We start from the raw sequence: 22,304 nt of genomic DNA, 5'->3' as shown, positions 1-22,304 counted from the left end.
TTGTCAAAAAAACGGCAAAGAATTTATTTTTTAGCTTTGTTGTTATAAAATATATATAAAAAATTATACTTAAGGACATTTATGCAAAATCAAGTTAAAAAAATTGGTGTTTTCTTTTCAATTATGATGATGGTAGGATCAGTTGTTGGAATAGGAATATTTTTTAAAAATAATTCGGTTGCTGAAGCTACTAATCATAATGGTATAACTTGATTATTAGCTTGAATTATTGGTGGAATTATTTCAATATCTTCTGCTGTTTGTTTTGGTGAAATTGGTTCATTTAAGCATACAAAATTATCTGGAATAAGTAATTGAACTTACAAAATAGCGGGTAATAAATTAGGTTATTTTGTTAATAATTCTTATGCATTATTTTATTATGGAATTTTAATTTCTGTTATTGGGATTTTTGGTTCAGAAATATTTTTCTATTTTTTATCACAAACCTTTAATTTGAATTTTATTTCAACATTTCCTCTTTGAATGCATGTTTTAGTAGGTATATTTTTCAGTACATTTTTTTTATTTTTAAATTTCTTTTCAGTTTATATATCCGCATTTTTTCAAACAATAGTAACAATTATTAAATTTATTCCATTATTATTTGCTTTAATAGTTGGTATAATTTTTCCATTTCAACATAATATAATGGGGTTTAATGCTTTTTATAATTCATCATTTTCCATTAAAGCAGTTGTTGTTATTTTACCTGCTATTTTATTTTCATATGATGCGTTTTTAGTTTCTGGTTCAATAGGTAATAAAGTAAAAAATAGCACAAAAAATCTTCCTAAGGTAATTATTTTGGGGATGTCAATTGTAACAATTTTATATACATTAATTGCCGTTTCTTCAATATTGCATAATCAAGGTACAATTAGTCAACTTATTTTAGACTCATTAAAAATAAAAAATGTGCAACTGGTTTTAAATATAATTTTATTTTTCTTAATTATTTCAACTTTAGGTGTTATCAATGGCCTAACTGGCGCTTTTGTAAGTGAAATCGAAAACATGGTTAATGCTAAATTAATATTTAATTCAACTTATTTAATAAATAAATTAGGAAATAAAAAAACAACTTTACTAATTGCAATAGTTGTTAAAATGGTGTGAGGAATTTTTATTTTTATTCCTTCGTTAATTTTGAATACTGATATTTTAATTGATGCTTATACTAATTTTGTTGTAGCTATATTTTTTATGATTTATATGATAATAATATTTTTGTATGCAAAAAAACGAAAAAATATTATTGAAACTAAAAAAATTAACAGCTATCTATTTTATTTAATGGCTTTTATTGCGATTACTGGAATATTAGTTGCTGAAATTGGTTATTTTATTACGACAATAACATTTTTATTTGATACTTCGCTTATAAATCCTGCTAAGTGAGGTTTGTTTTTAGTTACTAATTCACATTTAATTAAACATTATTTACCATTTTTATTAAACATATTGATGTTTTTAATTTTCATTTTGATACCTTATATAAATTTTTATTTAGAAAAGAAAATTAACAAAAAAAATTTAATTTCTGAATTTGTAAATCTTATTGAGCCGGAAAATGAAAATTAAGATATAAAAAAATCACAGTTAGCTGTGATTTTTAGTTAATAAAGTCACTCGAATTGTTATTTTTTATCTTGAGATTTTTGAAATCTACGATTGAATTTTTCAACTTGTCCTGTAGCTTTAGCAGAAGTTCTGTTTCCTGTGTAAAAAGGATGGCAACCTGAACAAACATCGATTGATATTTTGTTAGCTGTTGTTCCAAATTCATGTTCTGTTCCGCAAGATGAGCAAGCTATTTTCATTTGACTATATTCTGGGTGAATACCTTGTTTCATATTAAAGTTACTCCTTTTTGACTTTGTATATGTTATTTTATCACATTTTTATTTTTTTTTAATTTTTTATTGCTTTAGATTTAAATATTTGATTTATTTTTTCATTTTGTGCTCAAAAACCATATTTATTTTTTCTAGCGAGTTGTTCATTATTTAGTAATTGAAAATAATAATTTGTATTACTTGTATAGTATATGCTTTTATAATTCAAAGAAATATAATTTACTCTTGCTAATCCTTTTTTTATTATTTCTAAATTAATTGATTTTTTGTTTAAATCAAATATTTGAGTTACCGTCCTTTTATAATGGTCACACTTTTGAAATTTTCTATCTACATAAATTATGTATTTATGTTTTAATATTATTTGTTTTAAAAAATTTTTTGCCTTTAGTGCTCAGCTATTTTCTATTCCATGTGTTGGTATTCAAGTATCATTTAATCATCTTCTTGATTCAGGTGTATCAATTCCTTGTAATCTAATTAATTCATTTTTTGATGTTTTTAAAGTATCACCATCAATTATTTCTTTAATTGTTTCTTTTGTTAAGGAATAAAAATTTTTGTTTTGGTTATTTTTAAGATTAGCATTATTTTGGTAATAAAAACAACTTGTAGCATTAGCGCATAAAAAAATATATTGAAAAAAGATAAATAATCATCACAACTGTTTTTTTGTTTTCATATTATATAAAGTAAAAAAAATACAAAAAAACAAGCAAAATTGCTTGTTAATTGTTGTGGATAATTAGTCAGTTGCCATCTGCAAGTCGATTGAATGTTTTATCAACAGTTAAAAGTTTGTATAATTCTCCACGTTTTTTTTCTAAAAGTTTCTCTTCTGATAAAACACCATCATTTTCAACTGCTCATTTTTCTATAAAATGATTTTTTACATATTGAAAAATGGTTTCGAAGTTTAATTCTTCTTTTTTATTATCTGAAAAAGCTTTTATTGAAACGGTTAACATTGTTTCATTATTCATAATTTATACCTCAATTTTATAGATTTGAATATCTCTATTTATCTGATCATATTATATTATATTGTAGACATAAGAAAATAAAGGAAATTAAAAAAAATAATATAATAGACAATTAAAAAATGATTTTGAGAAAATAGAAAGAAAAAAGAAATATATAAATTTTGTAAGGAAATAGTTGTTTTTTAAATTATTATTTATATTTAAGTATGTAAATAGTTGATATTTGCAAAATAAGTAATATAATTTTGATTGTATAAATATACGATAATAATTTCACAATATAGTACCTTTGAGATCATTTTTATTCTTATAAGAAAAAAAGATCAAAAGAATTATACCATAAAATTATTAAATATGTTTATATACTAAAAAATATTTAAAAAATTCATAATAAAAAAAAGAGAAGGTAAAAAAATGTCAGTTTTTAGTAAAAACTTTAACGGAATTCACGTTTACAGTGAAATCGGTGAATTAGAATCTGTACTAGTTCATGAACCAGGGCGAGAAATCGACTACATTACTCCATCTAGATTAGATGAATTATTATTTTCAGCTATTCTAGAAAGTAATGATGCACGTAAAGAACATAAAAGCTTCGTTAAGTCATTAGTAGATAGAGGAATTAATGTTGTTGAATTAACAGATTTAATTTCTGAAACATTTGATCTAGTTTCAAAAGAAACACAAGACCAACTAATAGAAGAATTCTTAGAAGAAGCAGTTCCTGTATTAACAGAAGAAAATAAAGCACTAGTAAGAAGCTTTTTAGCTACAAAAGCAACTAGAGAAAAAATCGAATACATGATGAGTGGAATTACAAAATATGATTTAGGAATTGAAGAAGGGCCAGAATTAGTTATTGACCCAATGCCTAACTTATACTTCACACGTGATCCATTTGCATCAGTTGGAAATGGTGTTACAATCCACTACATGCGTTATGTAGTAAGACAAAGAGAAACATTATTCTCACGTTTTGTATTTAAAAATCACCCTAAATTAGTAAATACACCATGATACTACAATCCATCACAAAAATTATCAATCGAAGGTGGAGATGTATTCGTTTATACTAATGAAACATTAGTTGTTGGGGTTTCTGAAAGAACAGATTTAGAAACAGTAACATTATTAGCTAAAAATATTTCACAAAATAAGGAAGTTGAATTTAAACGTATCGTTGCAGTTAATGTTCCAAAATGAACAAATTTAATGCACTTAGATACATGATTAACAATGTTAGATAAAAATAAATTCTTATACTCACCTATTTTATTAGATGTGTTAAAATTCTGAGATTACGATTTAACAGAAGAAAATCCACAACCTAAAGAAAACGGATTACCATTAGAAGAATTATTAGAATCAATCATTCATGAAAAACCTATTTTAATACCAATAGCAGGTGAAGGTGCTTCAAGAATGGATGTTGAACGTGAAACACACTTTGATGGAACAAACTACTTAGCAGTAGCTCCAGGAGTTGTGGTTGGATATTCACGTAACTTTAAAACAAATGCAGCTTTAGAAAAAGCTGGAATTACAGTTATTCCATTCCATGGTCACCAATTATCACTAGGAATGGGAAATGCACGTTGCATGTCAATGCCATTATCTCGTAAAGATCTTAAATAATAATTATTTACAAGAAATTTAACAAATTATATATTGTTATACCTTATAATCTAAATTGAGTCTTTATATATTCTAATGTATAGAAGACCTAATTCTCAAATTTTTTGAAAGGAAAAATATGTCTGACGAACAATTAGTTATGACTAGCGACAAAAAGAAAAAAATTAGTTTCTTTTCTGCTATCTTAATTGTTATCGGTGGATCAGTTGGAGCAGGAATATTCCTACGTTCAGATAAAGTTCTTAGAGAATCTGGTGGAAATATTTTCTGATCAATTTTTGCTTGAACATTAGCTGCTTTTGCAGTTGTTACAATGGCTATAGCATTAGTTGAAGTTGCTTCAGGTCGTAACGATAACCTTGGTATGATCGGATGAAATAAAGCCTTCAATGGTGTTTATGTATATAAAGGATGTAAATGATTTATGACATTCTTATATCTACCATTTACTTTCTACTTCATGCCTTTATATGTTATTATTCAAATGCAAGATGCTGCATCAGGATTCGTTGCTGGTGGTGGTGAATTAATAAATAAAGCATTTGGAGAAAATGATTGAATTATCATGATGATTCTATCACTTGGAATCTCAGCTTGATTCTTCTTTACAGCGGGATTAAGTTCATGATTAGGTAACATTCAAAACTGAATAGTTACATCTCTAAAATTTATACCTTTAATCGTTGTTACTGTTATTGGTTTAGTATTTGCGGGAGGAGCTTTAAGTAAACCAGTTGCTGAAAATTCAACTACAACTGTTGGACAAAGTTTAATGCAAATTACATGATGAGATGCTAAAGCTTCATCATTAAAAGGATTATCACCAATATTTGGTCTATTTACTTCAATGGCAGGAATTTTCTTTGCTTATGATGGATTCTATGTTACAGCTGGTATTCAATCAGAAATGGCTGAACCTAAAAAAACTCCTTTAGCATTAGTTTTAGGATTATCATCAGTTACAGCTATCTACTTAATATTAGCTATTTCAATGACAATAGGTGCTACAGAAGGTGGATTCTACGGATTTGCAGATCCTTTAGCAAATATTAAATCAGGATGACTATTTGGAATAATTAACATGTTTATTTCAATAGGAATTCTAGGAATCATTAATGGATTTGTTATGTGATGTACAAGATTCGTTGAGGATTTAGTAAAAGAAGGGGAACTATGAGTTCCACACAGAATTTACAAAAAAATGTTAGTTGCTAAAACTCCATTAGTAGGAACAATTTACTCAATTATTATTTCTATACCAGTAGTATTTGCATTTAATGTTGTAGGTTCATTAGCTTACTTCCCAGATGATTATGATGGTCTAGGATATGGTGGAAAACACTTTAGTTCTAACTTAGGATTTGCTGACTTAATGGCTAACTGATTAGCTGTTATAGCATTCGCATTCATTGCTCTATCAATTTTTGGAGCTCTTAAAAACCGTAAAGGTAGATGAATTGAAGTTGAAGAAGGAAAACACACAGTGTGAGCTGGATGAACAGCTGTTACCCTTGTATTCTCAGCTCTATTTGTTTACGGATTAAACTCATATGTTGCTTTAGGATTATTATCATCAAATGGTGGAATGTATGTAGAAGGAACAAAAACATTATCAAACGAATTTATTGGTCAATTAGTAACAAGTATTTTACTACCAGTATTTGCATTATTTATGTTTGGAATGGTTCCAATAGAAAAATTCATCGTCAATAAGAAAAAAGCTTTATATGAAAGAAAATTAAGTGAAAATCTATCAGAAGAAGATAGAAAACTATACTTAGAATTACAAGAATTTAACAACTTAAGAATTTCAACATTTGAAGTTGCTCGTTAATTTTTATTAAAATACCCGAAAGGGTATTTTTTCTTGCTTTCAGATTTAAAATGTTGTAAAATATAAGTATATTTATAGGTATAACCTATGAATATACTAAATTAAATTTAAAATCAATTTTTAAGGAGAAAAATGCCTATTAATTTAAAAGGTAGAAGTTTAGACTCAGCTTTAAATTTCACAACAGAAGAAGTGAGATACGTTTTAGAATTATCTAAAAACTTAAAAAAATCTAAAGAACAAGGATTACACACAAATAATCGTCCACTAGTTGGAAAAAATATTGCTATAATGTTCCAAAAAGACTCAACAAGAACACGTTGTGCTTTTGAAGTAGCAGCATTTGATTTAGGTGCAGGTTGCACATACATAGGACCTGCAGGAAGTAACTTTGGTAAAAAAGAATCAATCGAAGATACTGCAAAAGTTTTAGGAAGATTTTACGATGGAATTGAATTCCGTGGATTCAAACAAAGTGATGTTGATGCACTTGTTAAATACTCAGGAGTTCCAGTATGAAATGGACTAACAGATGCTGAACACCCAACACAAATGTTCGCAGACTACATGACAATGGAAGAACATGTAGGAAATATGAAAGGTAAAAAAGTTGTTTTTGCGGGAGATATCAAAAACAATGTTGCACGTTCAATTATGATTGGTGGAGCATTTGTTGGAGCACATGTAGTATTATGTGGACCAGAAGAAATGTTTGACTTAATTCAAAATGGTGAAGGATTCAAAGAAGTATTTGATAAAACACAAGAATTATTTAAACGTAATGGTGGATCAGTTACATTTAGTGCAAATAAATTAGAAGCTGCTAAAGATGCTGATGTTATCTATACAGACGTTTGAGTATCATTAGGAGAACCATTTGAAATTTTTGGACAACGTATTGCTCAATTAAGAGATTTCCAAGTTGATATGGCTATGATTAAAGCTGCTAAAGAAAACGTTGTATTTTTACACTGTTTACCAGCATTCCACGATGATCATACTTTATTCTCAAGTCAAATTAAAGAAGAATTCGGAGCTAAATACCCAGAAGTTGCTACAGGAGCTATGGAAGTAACTGATGAAGTATTCCAATCAAAACACAATAAAGCATTTGATCAAGCAGAAAACCGTATGCATACAATTAAAGCTATTATTCTAGCAACAATAGGATACTAATATGTCAAGAATAGTTATTGCATTAGGTGGAAACGCTTTAGGTAATACACCTAGCGAACAAAAAGATTTAGTTAAATTACCAGCTAAAAAAATTGCTGAATTAGTTAAAGCAGGACACGAAGTTATTATTGGTCACGGAAACGGACCACAAGTTGGAATGATTTTTAATGGATTTGTTAGTGCTCATTCAGTAAATGAAAAATCTCCTTTGGTTCCATTACCGGAGTCAGGAGCTATGAGTCAAGGGTATATTGGCTACCATATGATAAGTGCCATTACAAACGCTTTCTTAGATGAAGGATTAACAAATCAAGAAGCATTATATATTTTAACTCAAACATTAGTTGATAAAAATGACCCAGCATTTAAAAATCCAACTAAACCAATAGGACCATTTTACAAAACTCGTGAAGATGCTGAAAAATCTAACCCTAATTCAGTTATAGTTGAAGATGCGGGAAGAGGATTTAGAAAAGTAGTTGCTAGTCCTTTACCAATCAACTTTGTTGGAATTAACCAAATTAAAAACGCTATTTCAGCAGGTGCTACTGTTGTAGTTGGTGGCGGAGGTGGAATACCTACAATCGCTGATGAAAATGGTTACATAGATGGTACAGATGGTGTTATTGATAAAGACTTTGCATTAGCAAAATTAGCAAGTTTAATCCAGGCAGATTACTTCGTTGTTTTAACTGCTATTGACAATGTAATGGTAAATTACAATAAACCAGATCAAAAAGCTCTTAAAAATGTTACTGTTTCAGAATTAGAACAATATATCGAAGAAAAACAATTTGCACCCGGAAGTATGCTACCAAAAGTGCAAGCTGCAATTAAATTCGTAAATGAAGGTGGAAAAGCAGCATTTATCGGTGATTTAAAAGACCTTGAAGATATTATTAATGAAAAAACAGGAACAAAAATTACAAAATAATGATTAAAAAATTCCCTATAATAGGGAATTTTTATTAGTTTATTTTTTAAGCTTTATAATCTATACCTAGTGCTTTTAACATTGGAACTAAGAAAAAGTTAAATGGTTTGTTAAAATGTGGTAAGAAATAAACATCTGTTAAAGCTATTTCAGGTAAAGTAAGATTCTTTTGTAAAGCTAAAGCGAACATATAAATAACTTCAGTGTGAATTGCTTGTCCTCAACTACCGATTTGAACTCCTATTAGTTGTAAAGTTTTTGGATTGTAAACAATTTTACATGCGACTTTTTCAAAATTATCCATAAACTCTGGTTTATCATTGTCTTCTCAGTAAACTTCAGCAACTTCTTCACTACCAAATCCTGATTTTAAAGCCATTTGTTTTGTTAAACCAGTTGATGCATAGTGACAGTTAAACACATTAATAGCGTTTGTGCCTACAACTCCTGGGAATCCAACGTTTACATTAGCTAAATTTAATGCTGCGATTAAACCACTTTTTACTGCGTTTGTTGCTAATGCAGTATGAGTTGGTTTATTTGTTACTTTATTTAATAAAGCACATGAATCACCAATTGCATAAATGTCTTTATCTGTTACACTTCTATTGAATTCATCAACAACAATGGCACCACTTGGTAGTTTTTCTACATCATTTAGCGCAATTGTATTTGGTTTAAATCCAATTGATAAAATAACTAAATCAGCATCGTATTCACCTTTATTAGTTATAACACTTGAAACATTGATTCCATCCTTACTTTTGAATTCTTTAACAGATTCACCTAAATGTAAATTAACACCATCTTTTACCATGTTTTGTTCCATGATATCAGTAAACTCTTTATCAAAGTAATTTGGTGCTACTCTTTCTTGTAAGTCTATTAAAGTAACTTTTTTTCCTTTTTGAACAAATGCCTCAACTAATTCAACTCCTATGTATCCAGCACCAACAACTACTACATTTTGAATTTTATCGTCATTTGCTCTTTGTACTATTTCTTGAGCATGTTGGAATAATTTTGATAAAACAATATTTTTGTATTCCCTTCCTGGAAAATTAGGTTCAATAGGTCAAGTTCCACCAGCAAACACTAATTTATCATATGTATCTTTAAATTCGCGATTTGTTTTTAAATCTTTAACAATTAATTGTTTTTTCTCTCTGTCAATTTTAACCACTTCATGATTTGTTTTTAAATTAACACCATATTCATTTTTTAGAATATCTGGATTAGAGTAAAATAAACCTTTTGGATCTTCAAACATTCCACTTACTCAAACTGCAATTCCACATCCTAAAAATGAAACATTATCATTTCTATCATATGCTGTTATTTCTGCATTTGGGTTAATAGTTTTTAAAGTTCTTAAAAAACTTGTTCCAGCATGGTTTGCACCAATTAAAATAATTTTCATATTTTTTCTTCCTTTTTTATTTTATTACATAATAATTATAAGGTTTTTGATTATTTTGTTTTTTACAAAATAAAATTAAAGTTAATTTTTATGGCTTTTTTTGTAATAATTTGCAAAAAAAAAGAACGTTTTGAACATTTTTTAAATTATTATGTTTTTTTAGATAATAAAAGGTTATTTTTTTTTGTTAATATATTTTTTTATATTTTTTGTTTAGTGTTTTTTTATATTTTGTGTTAAATTTTTAAATGTATTAATACTTATTAATACTTTCTATATTACATTACAATATTACATATTTAGAGGAACAATGAAAAAAAATAAAAAATTACTATTTTCAGCTGCTACTTTCGGATTAGTGGCTGCATTAGCATCAATGCCGGTTATTGCTGCTTCATGTGCTAAAAATGATACAAATTCTTTATTAGTTAAAGCAAATGGTTATTCAGACCAAATGACAAAACTTGATTTAGGAACTGCAACTCTAGCAGGTGGATGAGGTGATACAAGATCACTAATTTCAAATGGAAGTAACTTAGTAGTTGTTGGTGCAACAGAAGTTATTGCAAATGATGGTGTACAAGTAAGACCAGATTTAAAAAGGGGCGATGTTGAAGCTATTCAAGCAATTTTAAAAGCTGCAATTAAAGACAGAGAAGCAAAAGAATTACAAATTAAAGGTACAAATGGTGAAAATAAATTTGTATTCAAAGTGTACAACCACAACGATTATTCAACAATTGCTGAAAATGCAAAAATTGCAGTAGATACTAAAGGAACAAAAGTTAATGCTTATCAAACTCCATTAGTTGATGGATCTGATTATTTTGAAAAAACAGAAAATGGATATGTTCAAAAAGCAAATTCAGAAGCATTTAAAATGCAATTCATTCCTTCAAACGACCCAGCTGAAGTTAGAATTGCTTCACAAGCATTAGAAAATTACTTAAAAACAAAAGGATACAATGTAAAAATTACTACTGCAACTGAATACAATACTGCAGCTACTGCTTTAAAAGAAAAAAGCATAGACTTGGCATTTTTACCAGCAGGTTCATGAGCACAACAGGGAAAAGGAACTAACTTTATTTTAGTAGCAGGAAGAGGAGTTCAAATTGTTGATCCTTACTTATCAATTGAAAATACAACTACACCTGCTATTCAAGATGAAAAAATATTAATCGATGCAATGAATGGTTACAAAACATTTAATATTGCCGCAGGAGAAAAAAATTTATTATACATTCCTGCACAAGCTGATAAAGCACCCAAAGCTGTTGATGCTGAAAATGGTTATTCAAAAACACTAAAAGATGTTGTAGATGGATTAATTACAGCAGGAAATGGTTCATTACCAGTAGTTGGATTTTACCGTTCATATATTATGGCTAAAAAAGATTCACCAATCGCTAAAAAAATTCAAGAAGCATTAAAAAATCAAGGTAATAACTGAAAATTACCATGAAGTGAAGTAAAAGATTTAATTTCATTTGCATATACTTCAACAACATCTTCTGCATCATATATTTTCCCAGAAGCATGATTCAAAAAACACTTTGAAGGATTTAAATCATTTAAAGATTAGGAAGTTAAAATGCAATATTTCAAAAATAAAAAAAATCGTTTAGAAAATACTGAAATTATTGCAACAAATGATTGAAATATAGATTGACGTGATGTTAATAAAACCTATCCAAATGGTAAGAAAGGTTTAACTGACGTCAATCTTTCTATAAAACAAGGAGAATTTGTTGCAATTATTGGTCTTTCTGGTGCAGGGAAAACTACATTATTAAAAACAGTCAATAAAATAAATGAAATTACAACTGGAACATTACAAGTTGGTCCATATAATGTAAATGATTTAAAAGGTAAAGCTTTAAGACAATATAGAACCAAAGTGGGAATTGTTTTTCAAGGGTATAACTTAATTGATAATATTAGTGTTTTACAAAATGTTTTAGCAGCTAGATTGCCACAAATGAATTCATTTAGATCATTTATTGGTTGATATAAAAAAGAAGATATTAATTTTGCATATCAATGTTTAGCTAAAGTTAATATTTTAGAAAATGCTTATGATAGAGCAAAAGACTTAAGTGGTGGACAAATGCAACGTGTTGCGTTGGCAAGAACATTAGCTCAAAAACCAAAAATAATTTTAGCTGATGAACCTGTTGGGGCATTAGATCCAATTATGGCAAAATCTGTTATGGATGGTTTTTTATTGGTAAATAAAATGGATAAAATAACTGTTGTTGCAAACCTACACCATGTTGATTTAGCACTACAATATGCTGATAGAATTATTGGTATTAAAAAAGGTATGGTTGTTTTTGATGACAGCTGAAATAAAGTAAATTTAGAAGTATTAAAAAATATTTATGGTGAGCAATTAGAACAATTTGATAGTCAACAATTTGAAGAAACTAAAAGAAAAAGACAAATGATTCAAGAGGAAATTAAAACAAAAATTAAGGAATTTAAATAATGCAAAAAAAATTATTTGAATTTAAAAACCTATGTTTTAAATTAAAAAGAGCTAAAAAATCAATAGTTAATTATTTTAGCCCTAAATTTATTGATATAAATGGACAAAAAGTTGTTAAAAAATTTCCATTTTTATTTGTAGGAACTTTAATAATTAGTGTTATTGTAATAATTTTACTTTTTAATAAAGTTAAACCTGATTTTCAAAATTCAAAAACTTTTGGAACTTTGATAGCAAATTTCTTTAATTTTAGCAATGCAGAAATTGGAAGTAAAACAGATATAACTGTTTCAGATACTGTTGTAGAAAGTTTTAGATTACTATGACAAACAATTTCTTATTCTATTTTAGGAACAATTTTGGGTATTTTTATAAGTGTTCCCATTGCTTTATTGAGTTCTAAAAACTTTATTAAAACACCGTGAATATATTTACCAATGCGTGCATTTATGAGTATTTTAAGAACAATACCTCCAGTTGTGTATGCTTATATAATTTATTTCATTTTGTCACCATCATTAGTTGCAAGTATTTCTATTTCAATATTTGTAGCTTCACTAATGGCAAAATGACTTTATGAGGATTTAGATACTTATGATGTAAGTAGCTATTATGGCCTTCAATCAATTGGTAATAAAAAATGAATAGCATTTAAAAAATCTATTCTTCCATACTTAATAAAAAGAATTGTAAGTTATGGATTTTATAGTTTTGAAATGGTTGTTCGTTTTGCTGCAATTTTAAGTATTATTGGAATTGCAACAATTGGACAATTAATGGCAGATGAATACGCTGTTCCAAACCATTTTGGTCACTTATCAATTGCAATTTGAATCCTTATCGGGTTTATGATATTATTAGAAATTTTTACATTTTTAGTTAAAAAATGAATTCTTGATTATTCTGCAAAACATCCAAAAATTGATGAAACTGCAGATTTTGAAACAAAATTACAACAATTAAAAGCTCAAAAACCTAAAAATATTTACATTAAGGTTTCTGTATCAATTCTTGTGTTTGTTTTATTTATTGCTTCATTATTTTCAATTGAATTTAAAACAGCAGGTCCTGGTGGATTAGCATATTTTAATGAAGGAGTAAAAGAATTATTTAATCCAAATTGATCATTATTTAGATGAGATAGTGGAGATAATCCAATTATTTTAGGAATGGAAGCTTTAGCTATTTCAGTTTTAGCGAGTGTAATAGGTTTATTTTTAAGTTTAATTTTAGGGATATTAGCTTCAAGAAAAGTTACTGGATTATTTATTTCATTATTATTTAAATTCTTAATAATTGCAATTAGAGCAATTCCACCATTTACATATGCACTTATTTTCTTATTATGACAAAAAGATTCAATTATATGAGCAGGAACTCTAGCTTTAGGAATTCATAGTATTGGAATGCTTGGTAAATTAATTACTGAAAGTGTAGATAAAATAGATGATAAAATTTTCCAGTCACTTGATAGTGTTGGTGCTTCAATGTGAACAAAAATAAGAGTGGGAATTTTAAAAGAAATATTACCACAAACATTATCTAATTTCCTATACAGAATTGAAATTAATTTTAAATCAACAGTTGTTATAGGAGCCGTGGGAGCATGTAATTATGGTTATCAAATCATTGTTTATTCTGCTGATATTCGTTATTGAAGTTCTTTAAGTTCATATTTAATATTTACAATTGTTTTATTGTTAATCATTGAACAAATTTCTAATATTTTAAGAAAAAAAATAATTAACGGTTATTTCTTAGAAGAAAATGTTCGTATAAAAAAATATTTAAGAACTAAAACTTTACTTAAATCACTTGCAATTGCAACTGCAAATAAAATGCCCTTTATTTACGACTTAAGAAATGCAAAATTTGAAATTGCAAAATTTAATGGTGAAAATATTAATAAATATTTTTTAACTCAAACAACATATAATGAGACTACAAAATCACAATTATTGGAATATTTACAACAAAAACAAGATATACGTAAAGAATATAAAACAATTTCTAAAACATTAAAAAATATTCAAAAAAATGCTTTTATGAATAATTGAAAAGAAAATCCACGTAAAGTAAATAATTTTAAAATATTTAAAAAATTAAAATATGCATTAAGAGCTTATGATAAATCAACTTCAAAATTCTTTGAAAGTAAAACGCAGAGAGTTTAAAATATGTTAGAAAAACAATTAAAAGAATTTTGAAATTACATTTTAGATGCTGAATACATTACTTTATTTACTCATGTTGAACCAGATGGCGATACATTAGGCAGTGCTGTTGCACTAAAAGAATTAATTTTATTAAATTCTCCAAAAATTAAAGAAGTTCAAATTTCAGGAAAAGATTATCCGCGTAATTTGATGTTTTTAGTTGATTTTGAACCTCGCTTAGTTTCAGATGCATTTTTTAAAAAAAGTTTAAAGGTTGTTGTTGATACATCAACTAAATCAAGAATATATGATCAAAGAGTAATAACGACTGAAGCTATTAAAATTGATCATCACCCACATGAAAATGAGTGACTATTTGAAATAGGCGGTGATAATTGACCCGCAACTGGACAATTGGTTGCAATGTTGATTAAGTATTTAAATTTAAAAACTAATGATTTAGCATTAGAAGCCACTGCTTCTGCTATATTAACAGACACTGAATTTTTTAAAGAAAGAAATATTTCACAACAGACATTTGAGGCGATGCAAATTCTTTTTGAAAGAAATTTAAATTATAGTTTTTTGTTACAAAAAATGCAATTAAACGAACAAGAAATAGAGTTTATTTTTGAAATCTGTAAAAATAAATATATTTCAAAAAATGTTTCATGAGTTGTTTCTGAAGAAATTGTCACAAATGATTTAGCAAGACCGCTAGTTGCTAAATTTGTAGAAATAACAACAACCGAAATTGCAATTGCTTTTTTAAAAAGAACTCAAGGTGATTACCGTGTCGAAATAAGATCAAAAGGAAATTTTGATGTTTCAAAAATAGCAATTCGTTTTGGCGGCGGCGGTCATCATAATTCAAGCGGTTTTATTATTAAAAATAACCAACAAATACCAGAGGTTATTTCATACATAAATAATTTATAAAAAAATCAAGCGCGCTTGATTTTTATTTTATTCTTTTTCAGTTATGTTAATATCAAAATCTCTTTCTAGTTTTATTAATTCCACACCCATAGACTTTAAAATATATAAACTACTCTCTCATTCCTCTGAGTCATTTCTGTATTCATTTGCATAAACTACTCTTGTAATTTTTGATTGAACAATTAATTTAGCACAATTAAAGCAAGGTGAGTGAGTTATGTAAATGGTGGAATTAGGTTTAATATTACTATTTGTTAAATTAGCGTTAATAATTGCATTTGCTTCTGCATGAACTACATAAGTGTATTTAGAATTTTTAATATCATCTTTAGTTTTAGGTCTATCTCAGCTAAAAATTTTATCATTATCAATATTTTGTGTTTCAGATACTTCAGAAACAACTTTTGGCATTCCATTATATCCTACACTAATAACATGATTTGAATCACTTACTATACAAGCTCCTACTTTTGTAGTTGGATCTTTTGAACGCATAGCAGAAAGTTTAGCGAGTGACATGAAATAATAATCTCATTTTAAGCTACCATTTTCAGTTAAAAATATTTTTTTCATTTCTTAATTGTATCACAAGATAATAAAAAATTTAGCAACCCCCGCAGCTGTGCTAACTATTATTCATTGAAATAAGGATTTTCCTCGGTTAGACATTTACAATAAATCCAATCACTGTGTGATCGAATCAAAATTATTATATCATAAAAACATGAAAAATTTTATTTTTATTTTTTATATTATGAGTTAAAAGTTTTTTGAAAAAATAAATTAAAAAAGTAGATTTTTTTTACAAAGTGATATAATTATATCGATAGTTATGGAAATAAATACATTATTTAATGGAAAAAATATGAATAATTCTGACACAAATAATGGGTCATTTTTTAACTATTCAAATTTTAAAGCTATGAACATTATTAGCATGTATATTATTATTAAGTGACTTAATATGAAAAAATGAATAGCTTTCAAATTTGATTGCAAAATTTCTTAAAAAAATATAACTGTAATGATAACAGAATTAAAAGTATATTTAAGCTAGCAATTAAACTTGAAAAAGTTTATTTTGTTAGCTTTTTTTAATAAATTTTGTAAATAAATTATAAAAAATCAATTAAATTTCTACTTCAAAGAAACAAAATTGTAAATTAAGGAGAGATATGAAAAATTTAAAAAAGTTTAAATTTCTTGTTTCGGGAATAGCGCTAAGTGCTGCCGTAACTGTTTTAAGTGCCTCGGTTGCTGCTGCTTGCGCTAAACAAGAAACCGTTTCAACAACTCAGGAGAAACAGGTTTCAGATGAGGCAAAAAATAGTTATGTAAAAAGTTTAGAATTTTACAAACAAGAACTACAATCACTTTCATCAGAAACTGATAAATTAGTAAAACAATATAATGATAAAGGTAAAACTGGTGAAGAAAATTTAGCTTCAAGATTAAAAACTACTCTTGAAAAAGAATTAACTTCAATAAATAGTGCATTAACAACATATGGAACAAAAAATAATTTAACTGTTTTTGAATATAATGAAGCTTTAATAAAATATAAAGCATTATCAAAAAAAGATCCAAAAACAGATCAAGAAACAGCTGAATTTAAAGATTTGGAAAATAAATTTACTCCATTAACAGAAGCAGAAACTCAAAAATTAACAACATTAAAAGCTAAAGCAGATAAAAGTGCTGAAGAACAAAAAGAAATGGAAACTTTAGAATCAAAAGTTTTATATGAAGATGCTAAAAAATTACAAGAAGTTTTAGATAATGCATCAAGTAATTATAAAAAACATGTTTTAACTTTCAATACATTAGTAAGGGATATTAACACAACTTCAACTGGTGGTATTGTAACTGCTGCGCAACGTAAAACATATTCATATGAATATAATACTGCAAACTCATTAAATGGATTTGATTACGACGGTTCATGATCATATGGTTCAGAAATTCAAACTTCTAAATTCTTACAAGTATCATTAAAACTTTTAAGAACTACACCTTTAAATGAACCAGAGCTTTCAAAAACTCAAGATGATAACTTTAAAGTTGTTACAAAAATTAATAAACCATCATTCTGAAAATATACATTTGAGGGAGCGAAAGCTGTTGTAGTTACATTAGCAGATGGTACTGTTAAGGTTTATGATAATGATAAAATTGATGATTTAAATTCACAAACCGATTCACAAAATACTGATGGAACATATTCATCACTATACGTTCAAGCATTTTCAAGCGATTCACGTTCAATTAACTCAAAAGAATTTTTAAATAGCCTAAACAAAATTAAAAAATTACAAGTAGTTGTAAGAGAAACTCCATGAGTAACATCAAATGGTGAAAAAACAAAATACACCACAAAAGCAGATGACTACTACTACTCATGAATGAGAACAGTTTTACACTCACAAAAAACACGTTTAGCAAATGGTTCAACTCAAGAATTAGAACAAGAAATGAATAGCTTATTACCTGCTGGTTCAACAACATTTACTAAATCTGATACATATCCAAATGAATATGTTTATGAACTTTACAATGTTAAATCATCAGATTTCTACGATAGAGCTAAATTTATAACAAGTGTTGAAGGTGAAAATGAATATAAAGGTCAAGAAGCTCTAACATTTACACCATTAGATGACACAACAAATATTTTAGGAACAGAATTATTTACATCATTTAGTGATTCAAATGACTTTATAGCAGCGCCTAGTGATTACATTAAAGAAAAAACAGCTGATAAAACAATGGAAATTGTTTCATATAATGAAACTAGTGCTAATAGCTTATTACAAAAAATTAAACAAGATACTTTCTTAAGCACTAAAGTTGGTCAATTTGGAATATTCTGATACGGAATGAATCCTGCAGAAAATACATTATATGCTGGACCATATTATGCAGAAGGATTCAGATCATTAAAAGAAACATATAAACAAAACCCACACTTCTTCAATCAAGAATGAGTAAATTCAACTGAAAGTATTAAAGTAATTGAAAGTATTTATCAACAAGCACCAGTGGATGCAGGAATATTTGACCAAAGACAATGAGCAAAATACCGTGAAGGAACAACAACAAGAATTCCTTATTCATCACTAAACCAACAAGCAAAAAACACAATTAATAAAGATCCTATAGAATATGGATTACGTTCATTACAATCTTTAAATAAAACTAGTTTTATTTCAAGATTATTACTACAACCAGTACCGGCTTCATTTGAACAATTAGAGGTTCCAACAACAACAAATCCAGCTCAATATTACTCATTTAATGATGTTTATGCAAAATTAATGTGAGGAAGTTCATTACGTGAAATAGCAGATGGACAGGTTAAGAGTTTAGATACATTCATAGCAGGAACAGGATTACAATTTAGAACATTAATTTCAGCAGCAATAAACTGATCAAAATATATTGATGCGCTAACTTCACAAGTTGGTAAACCATACTTAGCTCACCTTGCACCAGATGCAAGTATAGCTGGAAAAGATCAAACTAGTGCTAAATTAAAAACAGTTCGTGAAGCTTATGAAAAAGTTAACTCATTATTTGCATTAGATTCAAACTTAGCAAAAATTGATTTTGGTACAAATATAGGAAATGAAATTACTCCCGCTAATAACTATGATACTTTCAAAGGAACATCAGAAGAATTAGCTCAATATAAATCAGCTGGTTTTGAACAAATAAAAGCTCAAATGAAAAAATTATTGGATGAATTATACAAACAAAATCCAACATTCGCTGATCAAAAAGTTAAATTTACTTACTTCTATCCATATTTAAACCCTTCAAATGCTTACTTACAATCAACAAGAAATGCAATTGAAGTTGTTAAAGCTTTAGATTCTCGTATTGATACTGAATTACAAACACCAACAAATGCTCAAGAATTCTATAAATTAATATGAGGATCAGGAACTGATTTCAATGGATGAGGATATGACCTTAACACAATAGGTTCAGGGTTCGATGGATTTTCATGACAAGGTAATTTAATTCCACAATTATTTGCAATTGGTCAATCAGCAGAATTACAAGGTAAATTACAAACTTCATTCCCACAAATGGTAGATGCAGCTAAAGCATTAGTAAAATACACAAATGAAAGATTAAAACAAAACAAAATATCATTTGGAACAGTAGATATAACTAAATTACCTGAATTATTATTAAAATACCAAATACAAACGTCAGCAGTAGTTGATTTATCTGAAGGGGTTAAAACTTCAACAGGAACATTCTCAGGACAATTCTGAACAAACTACATATTAAATAAAACAAATGAAGATTTAATTGAACTTGCTGTAGAATTATCAAACTACTTATCACCAGCACAATTTGATTCAAATCAATCAATATCATCTGAAGATTTTGCACCTTTCTTATTACAAAAAGGTTATGAATCTCCATTACAACAAAGTGGTATAGAACATTACGCAGATTGAAAAATAAAACTTTAATAGATAGGTATTAACCATGTCAAAATATATTTTACAGAGGATAGCTTTTGCTATCCTTACATTATTTATAATATCTCTATTTTCATATGTACTAATTGCAACTTTTAGTACTACAAACCCATTTAGGGAACTTGCTATTAACAATAAAGTTCCAAACATTGAACAATTTGTTAAAGAACAAGAAATGAAATACGGGTGAGATAAAAATGTTTTAACACAATATTTTACATATATTGGTAAATTTTTAAGTGGTGATTTTGGTTTTGTGTTTAATGGACAAAACAATCCATTTGGTGCAGAAATAACCACAATGCCACAACTATTTTTCAAACCACTAAAATATTCAATTATGATATCATTACCAGCTTTTATAGTTAGTGCAATAACAGGAATAATTTTAGGTACTTTTGCAGGATATAAACGAGGAACATTATTAGATAGTGGAATTAATATTTTTGTATTAATTTTTATCGCATTGCCTTCATTTATTATTGCTCCTATTGCAATAAACATTGCAATTAATTCAGGGCTTCCTTCAACGGTATTTAAACCAGGTGATGGACAACCTATGAGTGTTGTTATTAAGTCATATTTAACACCTATTTTTGTTGTTACATTAGGATCATTAGCTGGATATACTTCTTATACACGTAACCAAGTTATAACTGTTTTAACAAGTAATTATGTTTTAATTGCAAAAACAAAAGGATTAAGTAATTTAGAAATTTTTAGAAAATACGTTTTTAGAAATATTTCTATTCCTATTTTCAGTATTGTTTTCCCTTCTTATGTTGTTTTATTAACAGGATCTATTATTGTTGAAGTATACTGAAATGTTCCAGGAACTTCACAAATAATAGCAAAAGCCTTCCCATCAGGTGAAAGAAATGTTGTTATGTTTAGTACCTTATTCTTTACATTTTTATCACTTATAACAGAAATAATTACTGACGTAAGTTATGCAATATTAGATCCACGTATTAAATATTCATCATCAAGTGGAAAAAACAGATTAGCATATCTACAAGCATACATTGAAAGAAAAAAAATAGAAAAATCATTTTTACAAGAAAATTTATTAAATAAAGGAGAAGCAGATGCAAGCTAATGAATTTAATAATCGCTATAATCTGGGAACAAATTTACAAGAAAAAATTAAATATGTAAGCAATCCAGATTCATTACATTCTTCAAACATTGCAGGTAAACCTAAAAAAATGCTTGTAGAAATTGTAAAAAGATTTTTCAAAAATCCTTATGTTACCTTAGCATTTATTACATTTATAGTTTTACTTTTATGTTCAATTATTATTCCTTTAACAACACAATATACACCAAATAAACCTATAAATAAAGTAGATAAAGAATTTATTACTTTATTACCTCCACAATATTTACAAACAAAATCAGTATTATTAAAACCAAATAACCGTATCTTTCAAACATTTTTAGATATTAGAAATTTAGTAAGAGATCATGCAGATCTTCAACCTTATTTTCAACCTCTATTAGATAGTTTTAAAGTCGGAGAATTACAAGCAGCATCAGAAAGTTACCCAGTAACTTACAACACATTTATAATGTTTGATGCTTATTTATTAAAAATTGAAGTTTCAAACATATTATTAGCTGATCCTTCACATGTTTTCACTGCTACAGAAATTTCTCAAATACGTTCAACATTTCCAGTAGTTAATACACTTTTAGGTACAGATGTTAATGGTTATGACATTTGAACAAATAGTTGAGCAGCCACTGCTGAAAGTATTAAAATAGCATTAATAGTAGCAACTTTACAAACACTTATCGGAGTAGCAATTGGAGCTTATTTAGGATTCCATGTTGGTAAGTGAATTGACACAATCTTCATGAGAGTTATTGAAATATTTTTAGCTCCTCCATCATTAATATGATTACTACTATTTGTTTCAATTATGGGAGTTTCAAATACAGCGTTAATAACAGCTTTAGTTATAACTGGTTGAGCATGACCTGTTTCAGGAACTCGTATGTTTATAATTACAGTTAAAGATGAAGAATATATAACTGCTGCAAAAAGTATTGGTTCTTCAACATCAAGACAAGTATTTGCTCACGCATTACCTGCAATAATAGGTAAAATAGCAACTAGTTTCGTGCAAAGAATTCCAGGAATTATTCTTTCAATTGCATCATTGGCGTTTTTAGGATTTTATAAAAATGCAGAAACTGCAAACTTAGGACAATTACTACTTGATGCAACTCCTCAAGCACCTGATAATTTCTGAGTCTTATTATTACCTTCATTAATACTACTAACATTATCATTATCACTACAATTTATTGCTTTAGGTGTTCATGATGCTCTAGATCCTAAAGTTATTAAAACATCTAAAAAATAGGAGAAAATC

At 27.5% G+C, this 22,304-nt stretch carries 17 protein-coding genes; 12 read left to right on the top strand and 5 right to left on the bottom strand.

Translation table 4 applies throughout. The features are described 5' to 3' along the window. Positions 1-81: 81 nt before the first annotated feature. On the top strand, positions 82-1,584 hold the full coding sequence (locus N8G13_RS02565; RefSeq protein WP_262289344.1) for an APC family permease: 1,503 nt from the start codon (positions 82-84) through the stop codon (positions 1,582-1,584). A 56-nt stretch (positions 1,585-1,640) separates the two neighbouring features. Here N8G13_RS02565 and rpmE read toward each other — a convergent pair whose 3' ends face one another. The 3 genes from rpmE to rpoE are packed head-to-tail and all read right to left on the bottom strand — an operon-like array spanning position 1,641 to position 2,842. Further along, entirely contained in the window at positions 1,641-1,856 is a 216-nt protein-coding gene (gene rpmE, locus N8G13_RS02560) for a 50S ribosomal protein L31 (RefSeq protein ID WP_216489149.1), read from the bottom strand. A 58-nt stretch (positions 1,857-1,914) separates the two neighbouring features. Continuing rightward, a complete protein-coding gene (locus tag N8G13_RS02555; protein WP_262289343.1) occupies positions 1,915-2,541 on the bottom strand; it encodes a thermonuclease family protein in 627 nt (208 codons plus the stop codon). Between the two features lie 46 nt (positions 2,542-2,587). After that, entirely contained in the window at positions 2,588-2,842 is a 255-nt protein-coding gene (gene rpoE / locus N8G13_RS02550) for a DNA-directed RNA polymerase subunit delta (protein WP_262289342.1), read from the bottom strand. A 414-nt stretch (positions 2,843-3,256) separates the two neighbouring features. Between rpoE and N8G13_RS02545 the strand changes: the two genes are divergently transcribed. The 4 genes from N8G13_RS02545 (at position 3,257) to arcC (ending at position 8,421) form a co-directional block, all read left to right on the top strand. Next, positions 3,257-4,477, top strand: coding sequence for an arginine deiminase family protein (locus tag N8G13_RS02545; protein ID WP_262289341.1), 1,221 nt, complete (start codon positions 3,257-3,259; stop codon positions 4,475-4,477). A gap of 118 nt (positions 4,478-4,595) precedes the next feature. Then, positions 4,596-6,311: an APC family permease gene (locus N8G13_RS02540; protein ID WP_262289340.1), complete on the top strand. Its 1,716-nt coding sequence runs from the start codon at positions 4,596-4,598 to the stop codon at positions 6,309-6,311. Between the two features lie 132 nt (positions 6,312-6,443). Continuing rightward, positions 6,444-7,487 carry an ornithine carbamoyltransferase gene (gene argF / locus N8G13_RS02535; RefSeq protein ID WP_262289339.1) on the top strand — a complete coding sequence of 348 codons (1,044 nt, stop codon included), beginning with the start codon at positions 6,444-6,446 and terminating at the stop codon, positions 7,485-7,487. Position 7,488: 1 nt separating this feature from the next. Next, complete coding sequence (gene arcC, locus N8G13_RS02530) at positions 7,489-8,421, top strand: carbamate kinase (RefSeq protein WP_262289338.1); 933 nt, start codon at positions 7,489-7,491, stop codon at positions 8,419-8,421. Positions 8,422-8,467: 46 nt separating this feature from the next. On the opposite strand, the gene N8G13_RS02525 is transcribed toward arcC, so the two are convergent. Next, the gene (locus N8G13_RS02525; RefSeq protein ID WP_262289337.1) at positions 8,468-9,841 is read right to left on the bottom strand and encodes an FAD-dependent oxidoreductase; all 1,374 of its coding nucleotides are present in this window, start codon (positions 9,839-9,841) and stop codon (positions 8,468-8,470) included. 310 nt (positions 9,842-10,151) lie between these two features. Between N8G13_RS02525 and N8G13_RS02520 the strand changes: the two genes are divergently transcribed. From N8G13_RS02520 to N8G13_RS02505, 4 genes are read left to right on the top strand one after another with little or no spacing between them, the layout of a single operon-like run. Next, on the top strand, positions 10,152-11,426 hold the full coding sequence (locus N8G13_RS02520) for a PhnD/SsuA/transferrin family substrate-binding protein (RefSeq protein ID WP_262289336.1): 1,275 nt from the start codon (positions 10,152-10,154) through the stop codon (positions 11,424-11,426). Between the two features lie 9 nt (positions 11,427-11,435). Then, on the top strand, positions 11,436-12,332 hold the full coding sequence (phnC, locus tag N8G13_RS02515) for a phosphonate ABC transporter ATP-binding protein (RefSeq protein WP_262289335.1): 897 nt from the start codon (positions 11,436-11,438) through the stop codon (positions 12,330-12,332). Then, on the top strand, positions 12,332-14,506 hold the full coding sequence (locus N8G13_RS02510) for a PhnE/PtxC family ABC transporter permease (RefSeq protein ID WP_262289334.1): 2,175 nt from the start codon (positions 12,332-12,334) through the stop codon (positions 14,504-14,506). Before phnC ends, N8G13_RS02510 begins: the two co-directional genes overlap by 1 nt. A gap of 3 nt (positions 14,507-14,509) precedes the next feature. Further along, positions 14,510-15,427, top strand: a complete 918-nt coding sequence (locus N8G13_RS02505) for a DHH family phosphoesterase (RefSeq protein WP_262289333.1) — start codon at positions 14,510-14,512, stop codon at positions 15,425-15,427. Positions 15,428-15,454: 27 nt separating this feature from the next. Here N8G13_RS02505 and N8G13_RS02500 read toward each other — a convergent pair whose 3' ends face one another. Further along, a complete protein-coding gene (locus N8G13_RS02500) occupies positions 15,455-16,000 on the bottom strand; it encodes a deoxycytidylate deaminase (protein ID WP_262289332.1) in 546 nt (181 codons plus the stop codon). 602 nt (positions 16,001-16,602) lie between these two features. On the opposite strand from N8G13_RS02500, the gene N8G13_RS02495 reads away from it, so the two are divergent. Genes N8G13_RS02495 through N8G13_RS02485 form a run of 3 tightly spaced genes read left to right on the top strand, consistent with a single transcriptional unit; the run spans position 16,603 to position 22,295 of the window. After that, entirely contained in the window at positions 16,603-19,914 is a 3,312-nt protein-coding gene (locus N8G13_RS02495) for an OppA family ABC transporter substrate-binding lipoprotein (RefSeq protein WP_262289331.1), read from the top strand. Between the two features lie 16 nt (positions 19,915-19,930). After that, positions 19,931-21,022 (top strand): ABC transporter permease, encoded by a 1,092-nt coding sequence (locus N8G13_RS02490; RefSeq protein WP_262289330.1) that lies wholly within the window; start codon positions 19,931-19,933, stop codon positions 21,020-21,022. Continuing rightward, positions 21,012-22,295, top strand: a complete 1,284-nt coding sequence (locus N8G13_RS02485; RefSeq protein ID WP_262289329.1) for an ABC transporter permease — start codon at positions 21,012-21,014, stop codon at positions 22,293-22,295. The genes N8G13_RS02490 and N8G13_RS02485 overlap by 11 nt, the downstream gene beginning before the upstream one ends. Positions 22,296-22,304: the final 9 nt, after the last annotated feature.

It is taken from the genome of Mycoplasma zalophi, assembly GCF_025486335.1.
In the GTDB taxonomy this organism is placed as follows: domain Bacteria; phylum Bacillota_I; class Bacilli_A; order Mycoplasmatales; family Metamycoplasmataceae; genus Metamycoplasma; species Metamycoplasma zalophi.
The sequence above is the reverse complement of the archived record's forward strand: the minus strand, read 5'-3'. Positions and strand labels throughout refer to the sequence as shown.